General features: G+C 71.6%; 16 protein-coding genes, 1 tRNA gene and 1 riboswitch. Of the genes, 7 read left to right on the top strand and 10 right to left on the bottom strand.

Annotated features, from left to right (window positions below):
• Positions 1–31: 31 nt before the first annotated feature.
• Complete coding sequence (locus AC1DP1_RS20745; RefSeq protein ID WP_477508450.1) at positions 32–961, top strand: aldose 1-epimerase family protein; 930 nt, start codon at positions 32–34, stop codon at positions 959–961.
• Between the two features lie 17 nt (positions 962–978).
• On the opposite strand, the gene AC1DP1_RS20750 is transcribed toward AC1DP1_RS20745, so the two are convergent.
• The 9 genes from AC1DP1_RS20750 to AC1DP1_RS20790 form a co-directional block, all read right to left on the bottom strand.
• Positions 979–1,470 carry a PH domain-containing protein gene (locus AC1DP1_RS20750; protein WP_477508451.1) on the bottom strand — a complete coding sequence of 164 codons (492 nt, stop codon included), beginning with the start codon at positions 1,468–1,470 and terminating at the stop codon, positions 979–981.
• Positions 1,454–2,299 (bottom strand): ATP phosphoribosyltransferase, encoded by an 846-nt coding sequence (gene hisG, locus AC1DP1_RS20755; protein WP_457190429.1) that lies wholly within the window; start codon positions 2,297–2,299, stop codon positions 1,454–1,456. The genes AC1DP1_RS20750 and hisG overlap by 17 nt, the downstream gene beginning before the upstream one ends.
• A 16-nt stretch (positions 2,300–2,315) precedes the next feature.
• Positions 2,316–2,579, bottom strand: a complete 264-nt coding sequence (locus tag AC1DP1_RS20760; RefSeq protein WP_191197113.1) for a phosphoribosyl-ATP diphosphatase — start codon at positions 2,577–2,579, stop codon at positions 2,316–2,318.
• A gap of 61 nt (positions 2,580–2,640) precedes the next feature.
• A complete protein-coding gene (gene ribH, locus AC1DP1_RS20765) occupies positions 2,641–3,120 on the bottom strand; it encodes a 6,7-dimethyl-8-ribityllumazine synthase (RefSeq protein ID WP_477508452.1) in 480 nt (159 codons plus the stop codon).
• Positions 3,117–4,412 carry a bifunctional 3,4-dihydroxy-2-butanone-4-phosphate synthase/GTP cyclohydrolase II gene (locus AC1DP1_RS20770; protein WP_477508453.1) on the bottom strand — a complete coding sequence of 432 codons (1,296 nt, stop codon included), beginning with the start codon at positions 4,410–4,412 and terminating at the stop codon, positions 3,117–3,119. Before AC1DP1_RS20770 ends, ribH begins: the two co-directional genes overlap by 4 nt.
• The gene (gene pnuC, locus AC1DP1_RS20775; RefSeq protein WP_477508454.1) at positions 4,409–5,113 is read right to left on the bottom strand and encodes a nicotinamide riboside transporter PnuC; all 705 of its coding nucleotides are present in this window, start codon (positions 5,111–5,113) and stop codon (positions 4,409–4,411) included. Before pnuC ends, AC1DP1_RS20770 begins: the two co-directional genes overlap by 4 nt.
• On the bottom strand, positions 5,110–5,748 hold the full coding sequence (locus AC1DP1_RS20780) for a riboflavin synthase (protein WP_477508455.1): 639 nt from the start codon (positions 5,746–5,748) through the stop codon (positions 5,110–5,112). Before AC1DP1_RS20780 ends, pnuC begins: the two co-directional genes overlap by 4 nt.
• Positions 5,749–6,816 (bottom strand): bifunctional diaminohydroxyphosphoribosylaminopyrimidine deaminase/5-amino-6-(5-phosphoribosylamino)uracil reductase RibD, encoded by a 1,068-nt coding sequence (ribD, locus tag AC1DP1_RS20785; RefSeq protein ID WP_477508456.1) that lies wholly within the window; start codon positions 6,814–6,816, stop codon positions 5,749–5,751.
• 84 nt (positions 6,817–6,900) lie between these two features.
• Positions 6,901–7,030, bottom strand: a riboswitch (FMN riboswitch).
• Between the two features lie 129 nt (positions 7,031–7,159).
• The gene (locus AC1DP1_RS20790; RefSeq protein WP_477508457.1) at positions 7,160–8,491 is read right to left on the bottom strand and encodes a M20/M25/M40 family metallo-hydrolase; all 1,332 of its coding nucleotides are present in this window, start codon (positions 8,489–8,491) and stop codon (positions 7,160–7,162) included.
• Positions 8,492–8,571: 80 nt separating this feature from the next.
• On the opposite strand from AC1DP1_RS20790, the gene AC1DP1_RS20795 reads away from it, so the two are divergent.
• Positions 8,572–8,657: transfer RNA gene (locus tag AC1DP1_RS20795), tRNA-Leu, on the top strand.
• Between the two features lie 50 nt (positions 8,658–8,707).
• Here the strand turns inward: AC1DP1_RS20795 and AC1DP1_RS20800 are convergent.
• Positions 8,708–10,294, bottom strand: a complete 1,587-nt coding sequence (locus tag AC1DP1_RS20800) for an amino acid permease (RefSeq protein WP_457190415.1) — start codon at positions 10,292–10,294, stop codon at positions 8,708–8,710.
• Between the two features lie 157 nt (positions 10,295–10,451).
• Here AC1DP1_RS20800 and AC1DP1_RS20805 point away from each other — a divergent pair, with 157 nt between their 5' ends.
• Genes AC1DP1_RS20805 through AC1DP1_RS20825 form a run of 5 tightly spaced genes read left to right on the top strand, consistent with a single transcriptional unit; the run spans position 10,452 to position 15,524 of the window.
• Positions 10,452–11,186 carry a FadR/GntR family transcriptional regulator gene (locus AC1DP1_RS20805; RefSeq protein ID WP_457190413.1) on the top strand — a complete coding sequence of 245 codons (735 nt, stop codon included), beginning with the start codon at positions 10,452–10,454 and terminating at the stop codon, positions 11,184–11,186.
• 55 nt (positions 11,187–11,241) lie between these two features.
• Positions 11,242–12,609 (top strand): glutamine synthetase family protein, encoded by a 1,368-nt coding sequence (locus AC1DP1_RS20810; protein WP_477508458.1) that lies wholly within the window; start codon positions 11,242–11,244, stop codon positions 12,607–12,609.
• Positions 12,609–13,961 carry an aldehyde dehydrogenase family protein gene (locus tag AC1DP1_RS20815; protein ID WP_477508459.1) on the top strand — a complete coding sequence of 451 codons (1,353 nt, stop codon included), beginning with the start codon at positions 12,609–12,611 and terminating at the stop codon, positions 13,959–13,961. Before AC1DP1_RS20810 ends, AC1DP1_RS20815 begins: the two co-directional genes overlap by 1 nt.
• A 37-nt stretch (positions 13,962–13,998) precedes the next feature.
• Positions 13,999–14,778, top strand: a complete 780-nt coding sequence (locus AC1DP1_RS20820; RefSeq protein ID WP_477508460.1) for a 3-oxoacyl-ACP reductase — start codon at positions 13,999–14,001, stop codon at positions 14,776–14,778.
• A gap of 8 nt (positions 14,779–14,786) precedes the next feature.
• Entirely contained in the window at positions 14,787–15,524 is a 738-nt protein-coding gene (locus AC1DP1_RS20825) for a gamma-glutamyl-gamma-aminobutyrate hydrolase family protein (protein ID WP_477508461.1), read from the top strand.
• Positions 15,525–15,532: the final 8 nt, after the last annotated feature.

Raw genomic sequence — 15,532 nt, forward strand, 5'->3', positions numbered from 1 at the left:
GGGCACCGTAGTGATGTCTAGGGTGAGCGTCATGGTGCTTCCCAGCGGTGACCAGTACGAGATCTCGGCGGCGGGCTACACCGCGGTCGTCACCGAGGGCGGGGCGGCGCTGAGGGTGCTGCGGCACCACGGCCGCGACCTGGTGCACGGCTTCGACGAGTCCGCGATGTCCACGGGCGGCCGCGGCCAGCTGCTGGTGCCGTGGCCCAACCGGATCCGCGACGGCCGCTACTCCTTCGGCGGACACGACCTCCAGCTCGGGCTCACCGACCCGCGCACCGGCAACGCCTCGCACGGCCTCGCCCGCTGGGCCCCGTGGACGGTGGAGGAGCACACCGCGACCTCCGTGTCGCTGGTCCACCGCCTGATGGCGCAGACCGGCTACCCGTGGGCGCTGGACCTGCACGTGCTCTACGACCTGTCCGCGGACGGGCTCGTCGTCACCCAGACCGCGACGAACCTGGCAGCGGAGCCGGCGCCCTACGCGAGCGGCGCGCATCCCTACCTCTGCGTCGGGGACGCGATCGAGGACCTCGAGCTGACCCTGCCCGCCCGGACCCGGGTGGTGCTCGACGACCGCCAGCTGCCGACCGGTGTCGAGCCCGTCGGCGACGACCTCGACTTCACCACCGGGCGCCGCATCGGCGACCGGGTGCTCGACCAGGGGTTCGGCGACCTCCGGTACGTCGAGGGACGCGCGCGAGTGACGCTCACCGAGCCGTCGGGTGAGCGAGGGGTCGCGCTGTGGGTGGACGAGCACCACCGGTGGCTGCAGGTCTTCACGCCTCCCGCGGACGGGCCGCGTCCGGCACTGGCGGTCGAGCCGATGACCGCGCCGGCCGACGCCTTCAACTCCGGCACCGACCTCGTCACCCTGGCCCCGGCCGGCACTGCGGGGGACGAGCTCTCGGTCTCGTGGGGCATCCACGCCCTGCAGCCCACCGACGCCAAGGACGCGTAGCCGTCGGGCGGGCCCGCCTAGGGGTGGCCGGACCCGTCGCGGTCGATCAGCGCGCGCAGCTGGCGTACGCCGTCGCGGGCCACCTTGCCGTCGGAGCCCTGGAACGCCATCGCCGAGATCGTCGTGCCGTCGGCGAGGTCCAGCGTGGCCCACGGGGCGCCGGCCGGGAGGTGCACGCCGAGGACCTGCTCCCACTCCAGCCGTCGGGTGCGGAAGCCGTTGACCACCACGAGAGACGCCTGCTCGGCGGTGACCCGGGCGCGACCCAGGGCCCACCCGATGACGGCGAACCCGGCGCCCATCACGAGCAGCGTGAGCCGCTGCAGGATGTTGAACTTGGCGCGCGTCTCGTCGTCGAAGCCGAACCACGCCGCCGCACACACGACCAGCAGCATCAGGCCGACGCCGATCACGGCGAACCGCACGCCCATCGGCCGCCACGTGTGCGGCAGGGGCGGCGAGGCGGGGCCGCGGGGCGCGCCGGCCGGGCGTTCAGAGGCGGCAGGCATGGATGTCGGTCAACAGGATGGCGCGGGCGCCGGTCGAGTAGAGGTCGTCCATCAGCCGCTGCGAACCGGCGCGCGGCACCATGACGCGCACCGCCACCCAGCCGGCCTTGCCGAGCGGGGAGATGGTCGGACCCTCGCGGCCCGGGGCGAGCTCGCTCGCCCGGGCGAGGTGCCTCTCCTCGATGTCGTAGTCCATCATCACGAAGCTGCGCGCCACCAGCACGCCCTCGATCCGGCGGCGGAAGATCTCGAAGTCGTCGGGCACCTCGCCGCCGCGGGTGATGAGGACCGCCTGCGAGTCGAGGATCACGTCCCCGAAGGTCTCGAGCCCGGCGGCCCGCAGCGTCGACCCGGTCTCGACGACGTCGGCGATCACGTCGGCCACGCCGAGCTGGATGCTGGTCTCCACCGCGCCGTCGAGGCGGGTGACGGTGGCGTCGACGCCGTGGCGGAAGAGGTAGTCCTCCACCACGCCGACGTACGACGTCGCGATGCGCAGGCCGTCGAGGTCCTGCAGCGAGGAGTAGCGCCCGATGGGGCCGGCGAAGTGGAAGCGCGAGCGCCCGAACCCGAGGTTCATCACCTCGTCGGCCTTGGCGCCGGAGTCGAGGAGCAGGTCGCGGCCGGTGATGCCGGCGTCGAGCGTGCCCTCGCCGACGTAGAGCGCGATGTCGCGCGGACGGAGGTAGAAGAACTCGACGTCGTTCTCGGTGTCGACGAGCGCGAGCTCCTTGGAGTCGGTGCGCTGGCGGTAGCCCGACTCCCGCAGGATCTCGGTCGCGGCCAGGGACAACGACCCCTTGTTCGGGACGGCGATGCGGAGGGTCATGGCGTGCTCACTGGGGTCACAGGTGGGCGTAGACGTCGTCGAGGGTCAGTCCGGAGGCGAGCATGAGCACCTGCGCGTGGTAGAGCAGCTGGCTGATCTCCAGCGCCGTCGCGTCCTTGCCCTCGTGCTCGGCGGCCATCCAGGATTCGGCGGCCTCCTCGAGCAGCTTCTTGCCGATCGCATGGATGCCGGCGTCGAGCTGCTGCACGGTGCCGGACCCCTCGGGGCGCTCCGCGGCCTTGGTGGACAGCTCTGCCCACAGGTCCTCGAACGTCTTCACGAGGAGCAAGCCTAGGTGCTGGGGCACCCGGTGCCGCCCACCGGCCCGGAGCGCGGACCGGCTAGCCCGCCCGCACCGCCCGCACCACGCGGGCGGTGTCGAGCGCGGCGGCCGTCGCCTCCCAGCCCTTGTCCTCGGCGGATCCCTCGAGGCCGGCGCGGTCGAGCGCCTGCTCCTCGGTGTCACAGGTGAGGACGCCGAAGCCCACCGGCACCGCGTGGTCCACGCTGACCTGGGTGAGGCCGTCGGTGGCGGCCGAGCAGACGTAGTCGAAGTGCGGCGTGCCGCCGCGGATGACGACGCCGAGGGCCACGACGGCGTCGTACCCCGCCTGCGCGAGCGCCGCCGCCACCACCGGCAGCTCGAAGGTGCCCGGCACGCGGATGACCTCCGGATCCTTGACGCCGTACGCCGCCAGCGCGCGCTCGGCGCCGCCGACGAGTCCGTCCATCACCTGGGTGTGCCAGCTCGCCGCGACCACCGCGACCCTGAGGTCACCGGCGTCGAAGGGCTGCGAGGTGGGTGCTCCGGCTCCGCTCATGCGGTCTCTCCTTGCTCGGGGTGCTCGGCCTGGTGGTCGGTGGCGACCGGCGGCAGGTCGACCACGGGGAGGTGGTGACCCATCCGCTCGGCCTTGGTGCGGAGGTAGGCCCGGTTGTGCTCGGTCGGGTGGATGGCGAGGGGGACGCGCTCGGCCACGTGGATGCCGAAGTCCTCCAGGCTCTCCGTCTTGTCCGGGTTGTTGGTCATCAGTCGCACCGACTCGATGCCGAGGTCGCGCAGCACCTGCGTCGCGGTGCCGTAGTGGCGGGCGTCGGCGGGCAGGCCGAGGTCGAGGTTGGCGTCGACGGTGTCGCGGCCGCCGTCCTGCAGCTGGTAGGCCTGCAGCTTGGCGACGAGGCCGATGCCGCGTCCCTCGTGGCCGCGGAGGTAGACCACCACTCCCCTGCCCTCGGCGACGATCGCCCGCAGCGCCTCGTCGAGCTGGGGACCGCAGTCGCAACGCTCGCTGCCGAAGACGTCGCCGGTCAGGCACTCGCTGTGGACGCGGGTCAGCACCGGCTCGCCGTTCGCGACGGCGCCCGCCACGTCGCCGTACGCCAGCGCGACGTGCTCGCTGTCGTCGATGGTGATCCGGTAGCCGTAGGCGGTGAACTCGCCGTGCCGGGTGGGCAGCCGGGTCTCGGCGACGCGCTCGACGTGGCGCTCGTGGCGGCGGCGGTAGCGCACCAGGTCCTCGATCGAGATCATCGCGAGGCCGTGCTCGTCGGCGAACTCCCGCAGCTCCGGGGACCGCTTCATCGTGCCGTCGTCGTTGACGACCTCGACGAGCACGCCCGCGGGCGTGAGGCCGGCCAGCCGGGCGAGGTCGACCGCTGCCTCGGTGTGCCCGCGGCGCACCAGCACACCGCCCTCGCGGTAGCGCAGCGGGAACACGTGGCCCGGACGGGTGAGCTCCCACGGCTCGGTCGCGGAGTCGGCCAGGGTCCGCGCGGTGCGGGCGCGGTCGGCGGCGCTGATCCCGGTGGAGACGCCGTCGCGGGCGTCGACGGAGATCGTGTAGGCCGTGCGCAGCTTGTCCTTGTTGTGGGGCGTCATCAGCGGGATCTCGAGCCGCTCGAGCATGTCGCCCGGCATCGGCACGCAGATGACGCCGCTGGAGTGGCGGACGGTGAAGGCCATCAGCTCGGGGGTCGCCTTCGCGGCGGCGAAGATGATGTCGCCCTCGTTCTCCCGGTCCTCGTCGTCCACCACGACGACGGCCTTGCCGGCGGCGATGTCGGCGACGGCCTGCTCCACCGAGTCGAGGCGCACGCGGTCGGGCGCGCTCATGCCGACACCGCCTCGGCGCTTCGGTCGGCGTCCGTCGTGTCGACGACGGTGCGGCTGGCCCGCACCCACACGAAGAACCCGATGACCACGAAGACGGCGTAGACGAGGTACATGCCGGCGGTCGGGTAGTAGCCGGCCTGCACCAGCGTCGTCACGCCGACGACGTCGACGAGGATCCAGATGAGCCAGAACTCCACCCAGCCGCGGGCCATGCCGTAGGTCGCGAGCATCGAGCCGGTGAGGATCCACGCCTCGGTGACCGGGCCCCAGGAGCCCAGCACCTGGGTCAGGAGGACGTACGCCGCTGCGTAGCCCACGACGCCGAGCACGAGCAGCTGGACCCGCTCGGCGCCGGTCGCCCAGCGGGGTGCGATGGCGCCGCCGTCGGACGCGCCACCGTGGCGGCGCAGCTGGGTCCAGCGCCACCAGCCGTAGAGGGACACCGCGGCGAAGAAGACCTGGCGGCCGGCCTGGCCCCACAGGGGTTCGTCGATCTGGCCGGAGAGCTCACCGGTGGCGAAGACGGTGAAGAGCAGGACGTTGCCGATCAGGCCGATCGGCCAGGCCCACACGAGTCGCTTCATGCCGAGGATCGCGCTGGCGAGGCCGAAGGCGTTGCCGATGACCTCGCGGGCACCCAGCTCTCCGCCGCCCGGCACCGGGATCGTGCCGTGGATGAGCCATTCGAGCAGGTCCATCATTCTTCCTCGTCGTTCTCGGGGGCGTGGGTGCTGCCGGAGGTCGGGGTGTAGGCGCCGAGCAGCTTCTCGACGTGCTTGGCGATGACGTCGGCCTCGAGGTTGACCAGGTCGCCGACGCGGCGGCTGCCGAGCGTCGTGCGGGCGAGGGTCTCGGGGATGAGGCTGACGGTGAAGCTGTCCTCCCGGGCCTCGACGACCGTCAGGCTGACGCCGTCGACGGTGATCGAGCCCTTGTCGACGAGGTAGCGGTCGAGGTCGCCGGGCAGGGAGATCTCCACGACGTCCCAGTGCTCGCTCGGGGTGCGGGCGAGGACCTCGCCGACGCCGTCGACGTGACCCTGGACGATGTGGCCGCCGAGGCGCTTGTCGACGGTGACGGCACGCTCGAGGTTGACCCGGTCGCCGGGGGCGACGCCACGCAGCGACGTCTTGTCGAGCGTCTCCTGCATGAGGTCGGCGGTCCAGCGCCCTTCGCCGAGCTCGGACACGGTGAGGCAGCACCCGTTGACGGAGATGGAGTCGCCGAGCCCGGTGCCCTCGAGCACCGTCGCGGCCTGGACGGTGAGCCGGATGGCGTCACCCTGGTCGACGACCTCGGCGACGGTGCCGAGCTCCTCGACGATCCCGGTGAACATTCAGGGCCTCCTGTGGGGGGTCGTCTGGGGGGTCATCTGGGGGGTCATGGTGAGGCGGACGTTGGTGTCCTCGCCGTCATGGCCCTGCAGCACGTGCACGTCCGCGACGTGGAGGTGGACGGCACCGGCGATGGTGGTGATGCCGAGGTCGGCGACGGCGCTGGAGCCCGCGCCCACCAGCATCGGGGCGACGTAGGCGACGACCTCGTCGACCAACCCGGCCGCGAGGAACGCGCGGGCGACGGTGGGGCCGCCCTCGAGGAACACGTGCTGGCGGTCCATGGCGAAGAGGGTGTCGAGCGCCTCGCGCGGGTCGCGGGTGCGCAGGTGCACCGTCTCGGCGCGGTCGTTGAGGATCCGGCGGTCGGGTGCGAGGTCGCGCAGGCCCATCACGGCGCGCAACGGCTGGTGCGCCACGGGCTCGTCGACCTCGTCGCGGACGGTCAGCTCGGGGTCGTCGACCTCGACGGTGCTCGTGCCGACGAGCATCGTGTCGCAGAGCCCGCGCAGTCGGTGGGTATCGAGGCGGGCGGCGCGGCTGGACACCCAGCGGCTGGTGCCGTCGGCGGCGGCGCTGCGCCCGTCGAGGGTGGTGGCGAACTTCCAGGTGACGAACGGGCGGCCGTGCTCGAGGGCGAAGGTCCACGTGCGGTTGACGGCCTGGGCGTCCTCGGCGAGCAGCCCGGACTCCACCTCGATGCCGGCCTCGCGCAGGCGCGCGGCACCACCGACGGCGACCGGGTTGGTGTCGGCCTGGGCGAACACGACGCGGCGTACGCCCGCGGCGACCAAGGCCTCCGAGCAGGGACCGGTGCGGCCGGTGTGGTTGCACGGCTCGAGCGTGACGACGGCGGTCGTGCCCCGGGCGGCGTCACCGGCCTCGCGCAGCGCCTCGACCTCGGCGTGCGGTCCGCCCGCGCCACGGTGGAAGCCCTCGGCGACCGTCGTGCCGTCCGGTGCGAGGAGCACGCACCCGACGCGGGGGTTGGGGCCCAGTGGCACGCCCGGCGTGACGGCGAGCGCCAGCGCGCGCCGCATGGCGCTGTGCTCTGCCTCGCTGGTCGTCATCTCCGCCTCCGGTCCGGGTGGGACTCAGGGGGGCGGGCGACGGGGCACTCCCCCGCGGAACGCGAGGGATGGCGTGCGAGCCGTCAGCGTGCACTTCTCATCCGGACTATGACCGTCGGTCCAGGATTTGCACCTGGTCAACCGGCCACTGGCTGTGGTCGGGTCGCGGACTGTGACCGCCGGTGCGGATTTCCACCGCCCCCAGAGCACGCAAGCTCTTCGTGGTCGCAACCATGCCACAGCGCGCGCCATTCCCTCACCGGTGTCCGCCGGTGACGTGCGCAACACCTGCCGAGGGGCCGGACGGCGGTCGTTGCCACCGGCGCGCTGGTGCGGACCGGGGTCAGACCTGGTCGAGGAACCGGTCGAAGACCCGCGCGCCGAACTCGAGCGCGTCGACCGGTACCCGCTCGTCGACGCCGTGGAACAGCGCGGTGAAGTCGAGGTCGGCGGGCAGGCGCAGCGGCGCGAAGCCGTAGGAGCGCATGCCGAGCTTGCGGAAGTGCTTGGCGTCGGTGCCGCCGCTCATCGTGTAGGGCGCCACGAGCGCGTCGGGGTCCTCGGCCAGCAGGCTGCGGGTCATCGCGTCGACCAGGTCACCGTCGTACGGCGTCTCCCACGGCTGCTGGTGGGACTCGAAGTCGAACTCGATGCCGGCGCCGGCCAGCTCGCGCAGCGTCGCGAAGAACTCGTCCTCGTAGCCCGGCAGGAAGCGACCGTCCACGGTCGCCTGCGCGTCGGTGGGGATGACGTTGGTCTTGTAGCCGGCCCGCAGCATCGTCGGGTTGGCGGTGTTGCGGATGACCGCGCCGAGCATCCGGGCGGCGTCGCCGAACTCCTCGACGAGTGCCTCGGCGTTGTCGGGCGTGGCCTCGGTGCCGGCGAGCTCCCCGACGGTCGCGAGCAGCACCTCCATGGTCGGCGTGAGCCGCACCGGCCACTGGTGGGCGCCGATCCGGGCCACCGCGCCGGCGAGCCGGGTGACGGCGTTGTCGTCGTTCATCATCGAGCCGTGGCCTGCCCGGCCGCGTGCGGTGAGGCGCATCCACGCCATCCCCTTCTCGGCGGCCTCGATGAGGTAGACCCGACGTCCACGCACCGTGGCCGAGAAGCCGCCGACCTCACCGACGGCCTCGGTGCAGTCGGCGAACCAGTCGGCGTGCTGCTCGACGAGGATCTTCGCGCCGTGGCCCCCGCCCGCCTCCTCGTCGGCGGTGAAGCAGAGCACCACCTCGCGACCGGGTGCTGCGTCCGCAGCCGCCCGGGCGCGCACGACGCTGAGCAGCATCGCGTCGAAGTCCTTCATGTCGACCGCGCCGCGGCCCCAGACCTGGCCGTCCTTGATCTCCCCGGCGAACGGGTCGACCTGCCAGTCCGACGCCTCGGCGGGTACGACGTCGAGGTGGCCGTGGAGCAGCAGGGGCGCCCGGCCGTCGCCACCGCCCCAGCGCGCCACGACGTTCGCCCGCCCCGGCCGGCCCTCGATGATCTCGGCCTCGATGCCGACCTCGTCGAGCAGCGCGGCGACGTGCTCGGCCGCCTTGCGCTCCCCCGGACCGTCGTCGGTGCCGTAGTTGGACGTGTCGATCCCGATGAGGTCCTGGCACAGCTGGACGACCTCCGCAGCGGGGTCGTAGGAGCGGTCGTTCGAGCGGTCCTGGGGCGCCTGTTCCATGCCGTCCATCCTGCCCCACGAGCGCGCACCTGCCCCGATTCGTTGGCGCGGAACTGCTTTGCTACTGTTCTCCAGCACTCGTCCGGGTGGCGGAATTGGCAGACGCGCTAGCTTGAGGTGCTAGTGCCCGTATTAGGGCGTGGGGGTTCAAGTCCCCCCTCGGACACAGAAGAAGAACCCCAGGTCGACGACCTGGGGTTCTTCTGCTTCCTCGGCTCAGTCGTCGAACGCGTCGACCACCGCCCGGTCGATGGTCTGCACGGGACCGGTGAACCACTTCTTCGCCGACGTCGTCCACCACAGGCCGAGGAGGAGCAGCACGCCGAGCACCATGAGCGGCGCGTAGTTCACCGCCGCCCAGTCGAACTCCTCGCGCCAGGGCGCCCCGAACGGCGAGGTCGGGAGCATGAGCATGAAACCGACGACGACGATCTCGATCACGGCGACCGGGTTCATCCACTTGTACTTGCGACCGTTGTTCCAGCTCCCCACCTCGAACGAGTCACCGGCACGCCACCGCAGGAAGATCGGGACCGCGAAGGAGAAGTAGAGGCCGATGACCGAGACCGACGTGACCGCGTAGAACGCCGTCGGGATGCCGTTGACCGACTTGAGCGCCGGGAGGGTGATGATCGCGCCCAGCACGGCGGCGAAGATCACGGCGTTGGCCGGGGTCCGCTGGGAGTTGACCTTGGACCAGTACCGCGAGCCGGGGACGGCGCGGTCGCGGCTGAAGGCGAACATCATCCGCGACGTCGACGTCAGGCAGGCCGTCGCGCAGAAGAGCTGGGCGCAGGACGAGATGAACAGCAGCAGGCCGCCCCACGTCGAGCCCAGGGCCGTGTCGAAGATGTAGGCGACACCACCGGCGGGGATGCTCGCGTAGTCGGGGGCCCCGTCGACCTGCGGGATGGCGAAGGTGACCGCGAGCAGCAGGATGTAGCCACCGACGGCGGAGTAGAAGATCGACTGCCAGATGCCCCTCGCGGCCGTCTTGGCGGCGCCCTGGGTCTCCTCGGACAGGTGCACCGAGGCGTCGAACCCGGTGATCGTGTACTGGGTGAGGATGAAGCCGAACGGGATGATCGCCAGGAAGAACGTGAGGCTGCTCGTCGACCCGTCGGACCAGCCCGAGCCGTTGTAGGTGTCGGTGAAGACCTGCGAGACGCTGAGGTGCTGGTCGGGCACGATGATCAGCACGAGCACGAGGACCGCGGCGCCGACGACGTGCCACCACACCGAGACGTTGTTGATCAGCGCCAGCAGGTGGCTGGAGAAGATGTTGACCACCGTGATGAACGCCAGGATCACGAGGAAGATCACGAAGACCACGTTGAGCGAGAACTCGTCCTGCCAGCCCCAGGCCAGGAACGTCAGGTGGAAGAAGGTCGCGCACCCGTACGCCACCGACGCGGTCACCGCCACGAGGCCGATCAGGTTCAGCCAGCCGGTGAAGAACCCGGCCGCGGGGCCCCCGAGCTTGGAGGCCCAGTAGTAGATGCCGCCCGAGGTCGGCATCGCCGAGACGAGCTCGGACATCGTGAAGCCGATGATCAGGATGAAAGCCGAGATGATCGGCCAGGACCACGAGATCGAGATCGGCCCGCCGTTCGCGATGCCGGCGCCGTACGTCGTCAGACAGCCGGCGAGGATCGAGATGATCGAGAACGAGATTGCGAAGTTCGAGAAGCCCGACCACGTTCGGCTGAGCTCTTGCGAGTACCCGAGCTTGGCGAGGTGCTTCTCGTCGTCGGTGAGCTCTGCGACGTCGTGAGCCGGGACCGGCTCGTGTGCTTCGGGCATGGAGGCCCCTCCGATCAGGCGATCGTGCGAATGTGAACCGGACGCTAGACCCGGCCCGATTCGGGTGTAAATACGTAGCCGAAAAAATGGTATGAACTCAGACCATTGGATCTCGGCGCCGATTGACGCCGGCCGTCGCCGCCCGAAGGATGAAGTCGTGACCGCCTCCCCCGCCCCGCACCTGCCCGAGGCGGTCCTGCGGCCGGTGCGCGGCCACCACGCGTTCGAGGCGTGCGTGGAGCAGCTCGCGACCGCGATCCGACTGGGGGTCTACCCGCTCGGGTCCACCCTGCCGCCCGAGCGCGAGCTCGCCGCCATCCTCCACGTCTCCCGGGCGACGCTCCGCGAGGCGATGGCCGCCCTGCGCGAGGCCGGGCTGGTCCAGACCACGCGCGGCCGCGGCGGCGGCACCGTCGTCACGCTGAAGCCCCGGACGCCGCCGGCCCGGCGCGCCGCCCGGATCTCCGCGGCCCGACGCAGCGAGTGGCTGGATGCGCTGGAGTTCCGCCGGATCGTCGAGTCCGGCGCGGCGTACCTCGCGGCGAGCGCCACGCTCGACGAGGAGCAGCGGAGTCAGCTCGAGCGGGCGCACGCCGAGGTCGCTGCTGCCGGCAAGGCAGCGCAGCACCGGCAGGCGGACTCGCGGTTCCACCTGACGATCGCGTCGCTTTCCGGTTCACCGCGGACCGTCGAGGCGGTGACGTCCGTGCAGGCGACGCTGCACGAGATGCTGCTGGCCATCCCGGTGCTCGGCACCAACATCGCCCACTCGGACCGGCAGCACGCCGCGCTCGTGCGGGCCATCGAGTCCGGCAACGCCGAGCGGGCGCGCAAGACCATGGAGCACCACTGCGACGACACGGCTGCGCTCCTGCGGGGCCTCCTCGTCTGAGCTCGTCCCACCACCACCCGACCGGACCCGACCGGACCGCAAGCAAGGAGACGACGTGAGCACACGCAACGACCGGCACCTCACCATGGAGGGGCTCCGCCAGCGCATCGACGCAGGCGACGTCGACACCGTGGTCCTCGCGTTCACCGACATGCAGGGCCGTCTGCAGGGCAAGCGGCTGCACGGCCGCTACTTCCTCGACCACGTGGTCGGGCACGGCACGGAGGGCTGCAACTACCTCCTCGCCGTCGACGTCGACATGAACACCGTCGCCGGCTACGCGATGACGTCGTGGGAGCAGGGCTACGGCGACATGGAGTTCGTCATGGACGAGCAGACCATCCGGTTGCTGCCGTGGCTGCCCGCCACTGCCATGGTCCAGTGCGACCTCGAGTGGACCGACCACCGCCCGGTCCTCGCGAGCCCCCGCGCGATCCTCAAGGCGCAGCTCGCACGCCTCGCCGAGCGGGGTTTCGCGGCACTCGCCGGCACCGAGCTGGAGCTGGTGATCTACGACGACTCCTATGAGGAGGCCCACCGCAAGCGCTACCGCGACCTGACGCCCGCCAACCAGTACAACGTCGACTACTCGATCCTGGGCACCACCCGCGTCGAACCGCTGCTGCGCGACATCCGCAACCACATGTACGCCGCGGGTCTCGACGTCGAGGGCGCGAAGGGCGAGTGCAACTTCGGCCAGCACGAGGTCGGGTTCCTGTACGCCGACGCGCTGACCACGGCCGACAACCACGCCGTCTACAAGAACGCCGCCAAGGAGATCGCCGCCCAGCACGGCAGGTCCGTGACGTTCATGGCCAAGCCCAACGAGCGCGAGGGCAGCTCCTGCCACATCCACCTGTCGCTGCGCGGCGCGGACGGCGAGCTGGTGTTCTGGGACGACGCGAGCCGACGACGTACGCCGCTCTACGACAGCTTCATCGCCGGCGTGCTGGCGACGGTCGCCGACTTCACGCTCCTGTTCGCGCCCAACATCAACTCCTACAAGCGCTTCGCCGACGGCTCGTTCGCGCCGACCACGATCGGCTGGGGCCTGGACAACCGCACGTGCGCCGTGCGCCTGGTCGGGTCGGGTCCCGGCGCGCGGATGGAGAACCGCATCCCCGGCGCCGATGCCAACCCCTACCTCGCGCTGGCCGCGATGATCGCCGGCGGGCTGCACGGCATCGAGGAGGAGCTCGAGCTCGAGCCGGAGCTGACGGGCAACGCGTACGCCTCGGACAAGCCCCGGGTGCCCGGCACGCTGGCGGCGGCGCGTGAGGCGTTCCACACCTCCGACGTCGCCCGGGCYGCCCTGGGCGACGAGGTCGTCGACCACTACGCCAACATGGCCGACGTCGAGCTGGCCGCCTACAACGCCGCCGTCACCGACTGGGAACTCATGCGCGGATTCGAGAGGCTCTGATGTCCACCCTGATCAACCCGAGCACCGGAGTGGAGCTCGACGTCTCCCCCGCCTCCGCGACCCTCGAGGAGGCCGACGCCGTCATCGCCCGGGCGCACGACGCGTTCCCGGCGTGGCGCGACGTGGCCCCCGGCGAGCGCGCGCGGCTCCTGCGGGCGTTCGCGGCCCTCGTCGACGAGCACCTCGAGGAGCTGGCGCAGCTCGAGGTGCTCAACGCCGGGCACACGATCGGCAACGCGCGGTGGGAGGCAGGCAACGTCCGCGACTGCCTCAACTACTACTCCGCCGCCCCGGAGCGGCTCTTCGGGCGGCAGATCCCGGTGCCCGGCGGCACGGACGTGACGTTCCACGAGCCGCTCGGCGTGGTGGGCATCATCGTGCCCTGGAACTTCCCGATGCCCATCGCGGCGTGGGGGTTCGCGCCCGCGCTCGCCGCCGGCAACACAGTCGTCCTCAAGCCGGCGGAGCTGACCCCCCTCACGGCGATCCGCATCGGGGAGCTGGCCGTCGAGGCCGGCCTGCCCGAGGGTGTCCTCAACGTCGTCCCGGGCAAGGGATCGGTCGTCGGCGAGCGGTTCGTCACCCACCCGCTCGTCCGAAAGGTCTGCTTCACCGGGTCCACCACGGTCGGCAAGCGGATCATGGCCGGCTGCGCCGACCAGGTGAAGCGGGTGACCCTCGAGCTCGGCGGCAAGAGCGCGAACATCGTCTTCGCCGACACCGACGTCGCGGCGGCCGCGGCCAGCGCGCCGTACGCCGTGTTCGACAACGCCGGTCAGGACTGCTGCGCGCGCTCGCGGATCCTCGTGCAGCGATCGGCGTACGACGAGTTCGTCGGTCGGCTCGAGACCGCCGTCAAGGCGCTGCGGGTGATCGACCCCGCCGACGAGCAGAGCGAGATGGGCCCGATGGTCTCCGCCGGCCAGCGCGACTCCGTGCAGGCCTACCTCGACGGTGCCACCGTCGCGTTCACCGGCAGCGTCCCCGACGGGCCGGGGTGGTGGCTGCCGCCGACCGTCGTGGAGTCGAGCGACACCACCGAGGCGGTGTGGCGCGAGGAGGTCTTCGGCCCGGTCGTGGCCGTGATGGCCTTCGACGACGAGGAGGAGGCGATCGCCCTGGCCAACGACACCGAGTACGGCCTGTCCGGCTCGATCTTCACCTCCGACGTCGGCCGGGCCCTGCGGGTCGCCCGGCGCGTCGAGGCCGGCAACCTCTCGGTCAACAGCCACTCCGCCGTGCGCTACTGGACGCCGTTCGGCGGCTACAAGCAGTCCGGCCTCGGCCGCGAGCTCGGCCCCGACGCGCCGAACGCGTTCACCGAGGAGAAGAACGTCTTCATCGCCCACTGATCCACCGAGATCCCCCCTGAAAGGCAAGGAACACCCCATGGCAGGACGCATCGAGGGCCGCACGGCCGTCGTCACCGGTGGCTGCAGCGGCATCGGTCTGGCGACCGTACGACGCTTCGTCGAGGAGGGCGCCCGGGTCGTCATCGGCGACATCGACGACGCCGCCGGCGCAGCGCTGGCCGCTGAGCTCGGCGGCCCCGACGCGGTGACGTACGTCCACGTCGACGTGACCTCCAAGGACGAGGTCGACGCGCTCTTCAGGACGGCCAAGGACACCTACGGCTCGGTCGACATCGCCTTCAACAACGCCGGCATCTCGCCGCCGGAGGACGACTCGATCCTCGACACGGACCTCGACGCGTGGCGCAAGGTGCAGGAGGTCAACCTCACCAGCGTCTACCTGTGCTGCAAGGCCGCGCTGCCCTACATGCTCGAGCAGAAGCGCGGCTCCATCATCAACACCGCGTCCTTCGTGGCGGTCATGGGCGCCGCGACGTCGCAGATCTCCTACTCCGCCTCCAAGGGCGGCGTCCTGTCGATGTCGCGCGAGCTCGGCGTGCAGTTCGCTCGCGAGGGCGTGCGCGTCAACGCCCTCTGCCCCGGCCCGGTCAACACCCCGCTGCTCAAGGAGCTCTTCGCCAGCGACGCCGAGCGGGCCGCCCGGCGGCTGGTGCACGTGCCGATGGGGCGCTTCGGCGAGCCGGAGGAGATGGCCAACGCGGTGCTGTTCCTCGCCTCCGACGAGTCGAGCTTCATGACCGCGAACACCTTCCTCGTCGACGGCGGCATCTCGGGCGCCTACGTCACCCCGGTCTGAGGCCCGAGGTGGGTGGGGCTCCGGTCGTCGGGCTGACGACCTACCGCGAGGTCGCGGCGTGGGGCGTGTGGAACGCCCGCGCCGACCTGCTGCCCACGGAGTACGCCGCCTCGGTCGAGGCCGCGGGCGGCGTGCCCCTGCTGCTCCCTCCCGTTGCCACGCCGGGTGCCGCGGCCCGGGTGGTGTCGCGGATCGACGCGCTCGTCGTCGCGGGCGGCGCGGACGTCGACCCGGACCGCTACGGCGCGCAGCCGCACGCCCGCACGGCGGGCTGGCGACCGGACCGCGACGCCTGGGAGCTGGCGCTGCTGGACGCCGCCGAGGAGGCGGGGCTGCCGGTGCTGGGGATCTGCCGCGGCATGCAGCTCATGGCCGTCCACGCGGGCGGGTCGCTCGACCAGCACACGCCGGACCTGGTCGGTCACGAGACGCACTCGCCCGGCGGGGACGCCTACGGCTCGATCGACGTGGCGACCGAGTCGGGATCGCGGCTGGCCGCGCTCGTCGGCGCCAGCGTCGAGGTCAGCTGCCACCACCACCAGTCGGTGGCCACGCACCCCGGCTTCACCGCGGTGGCGCGGGCGGCCGACGGGACCCTGGAGGCGATGGAATCGGCCGGCGACCGCTGGCGCCTGGCCGTCCAGTGGCACCCGGAGACCCGCGTCGAGATCGGGCTGATGGCGGGACTGGTCGCTGCCGCCCGCGACTGGGCCGAGGAGACTGACGGGGCCGCGCGGGGGCGCTAGCGTGCGGG

This window comes from Nocardioides sp. P4_G10, assembly GCF_056401175.1.

Bases quoted from the DNA above. Each gene is read 5' to 3' on its own strand.
- ribD (WP_477508456.1), bottom strand. From the start codon at position 6,816: ATGACGACCAGCGAGGCAGAGCACAGCGCCATGCGGCGCGCGCTGGCG.
- AC1DP1_RS20750 (WP_477508451.1), bottom strand. From the start codon at position 1,470: ATGCCTGCCGCCTCTGAACGCCCGGCCGGCGCGCCCCGCGGCCCCGCC.
- AC1DP1_RS20790 (WP_477508457.1), bottom strand. From the start codon at position 8,491: ATGGAACAGGCGCCCCAGGACCGCTCGAACGACCGCTCCTACGACCCC.
- ribH (WP_477508452.1), bottom strand. From the start codon at position 3,120: ATGAGCGGAGCCGGAGCACCCACCTCGCAGCCCTTCGACGCCGGTGAC.
- AC1DP1_RS20780 (WP_477508455.1), bottom strand. From the start codon at position 5,748: ATGTTCACCGGGATCGTCGAGGAGCTCGGCACCGTCGCCGAGGTCGTC.
- AC1DP1_RS20800 (WP_457190415.1), bottom strand. From the start codon at position 10,294: ATGCCCGAAGCACACGAGCCGGTCCCGGCTCACGACGTCGCAGAGCTC.
- AC1DP1_RS20745 (WP_477508450.1), top strand. From the start codon at position 32: ATGGTGCTTCCCAGCGGTGACCAGTACGAGATCTCGGCGGCGGGCTAC.
- AC1DP1_RS20820 (WP_477508460.1), top strand. From the start codon at position 13,999: ATGGCAGGACGCATCGAGGGCCGCACGGCCGTCGTCACCGGTGGCTGC.
- AC1DP1_RS20770 (WP_477508453.1), bottom strand. From the start codon at position 4,412: ATGAGCGCGCCCGACCGCGTGCGCCTCGACTCGGTGGAGCAGGCCGTC.
- pnuC (WP_477508454.1), bottom strand. From the start codon at position 5,113: ATGATGGACCTGCTCGAATGGCTCATCCACGGCACGATCCCGGTGCCG.
- AC1DP1_RS20815 (WP_477508459.1), top strand. From the start codon at position 12,609: ATGTCCACCCTGATCAACCCGAGCACCGGAGTGGAGCTCGACGTCTCC.
- hisG (WP_457190429.1), bottom strand. From the start codon at position 2,299: ATGACCCTCCGCATCGCCGTCCCGAACAAGGGGTCGTTGTCCCTGGCC.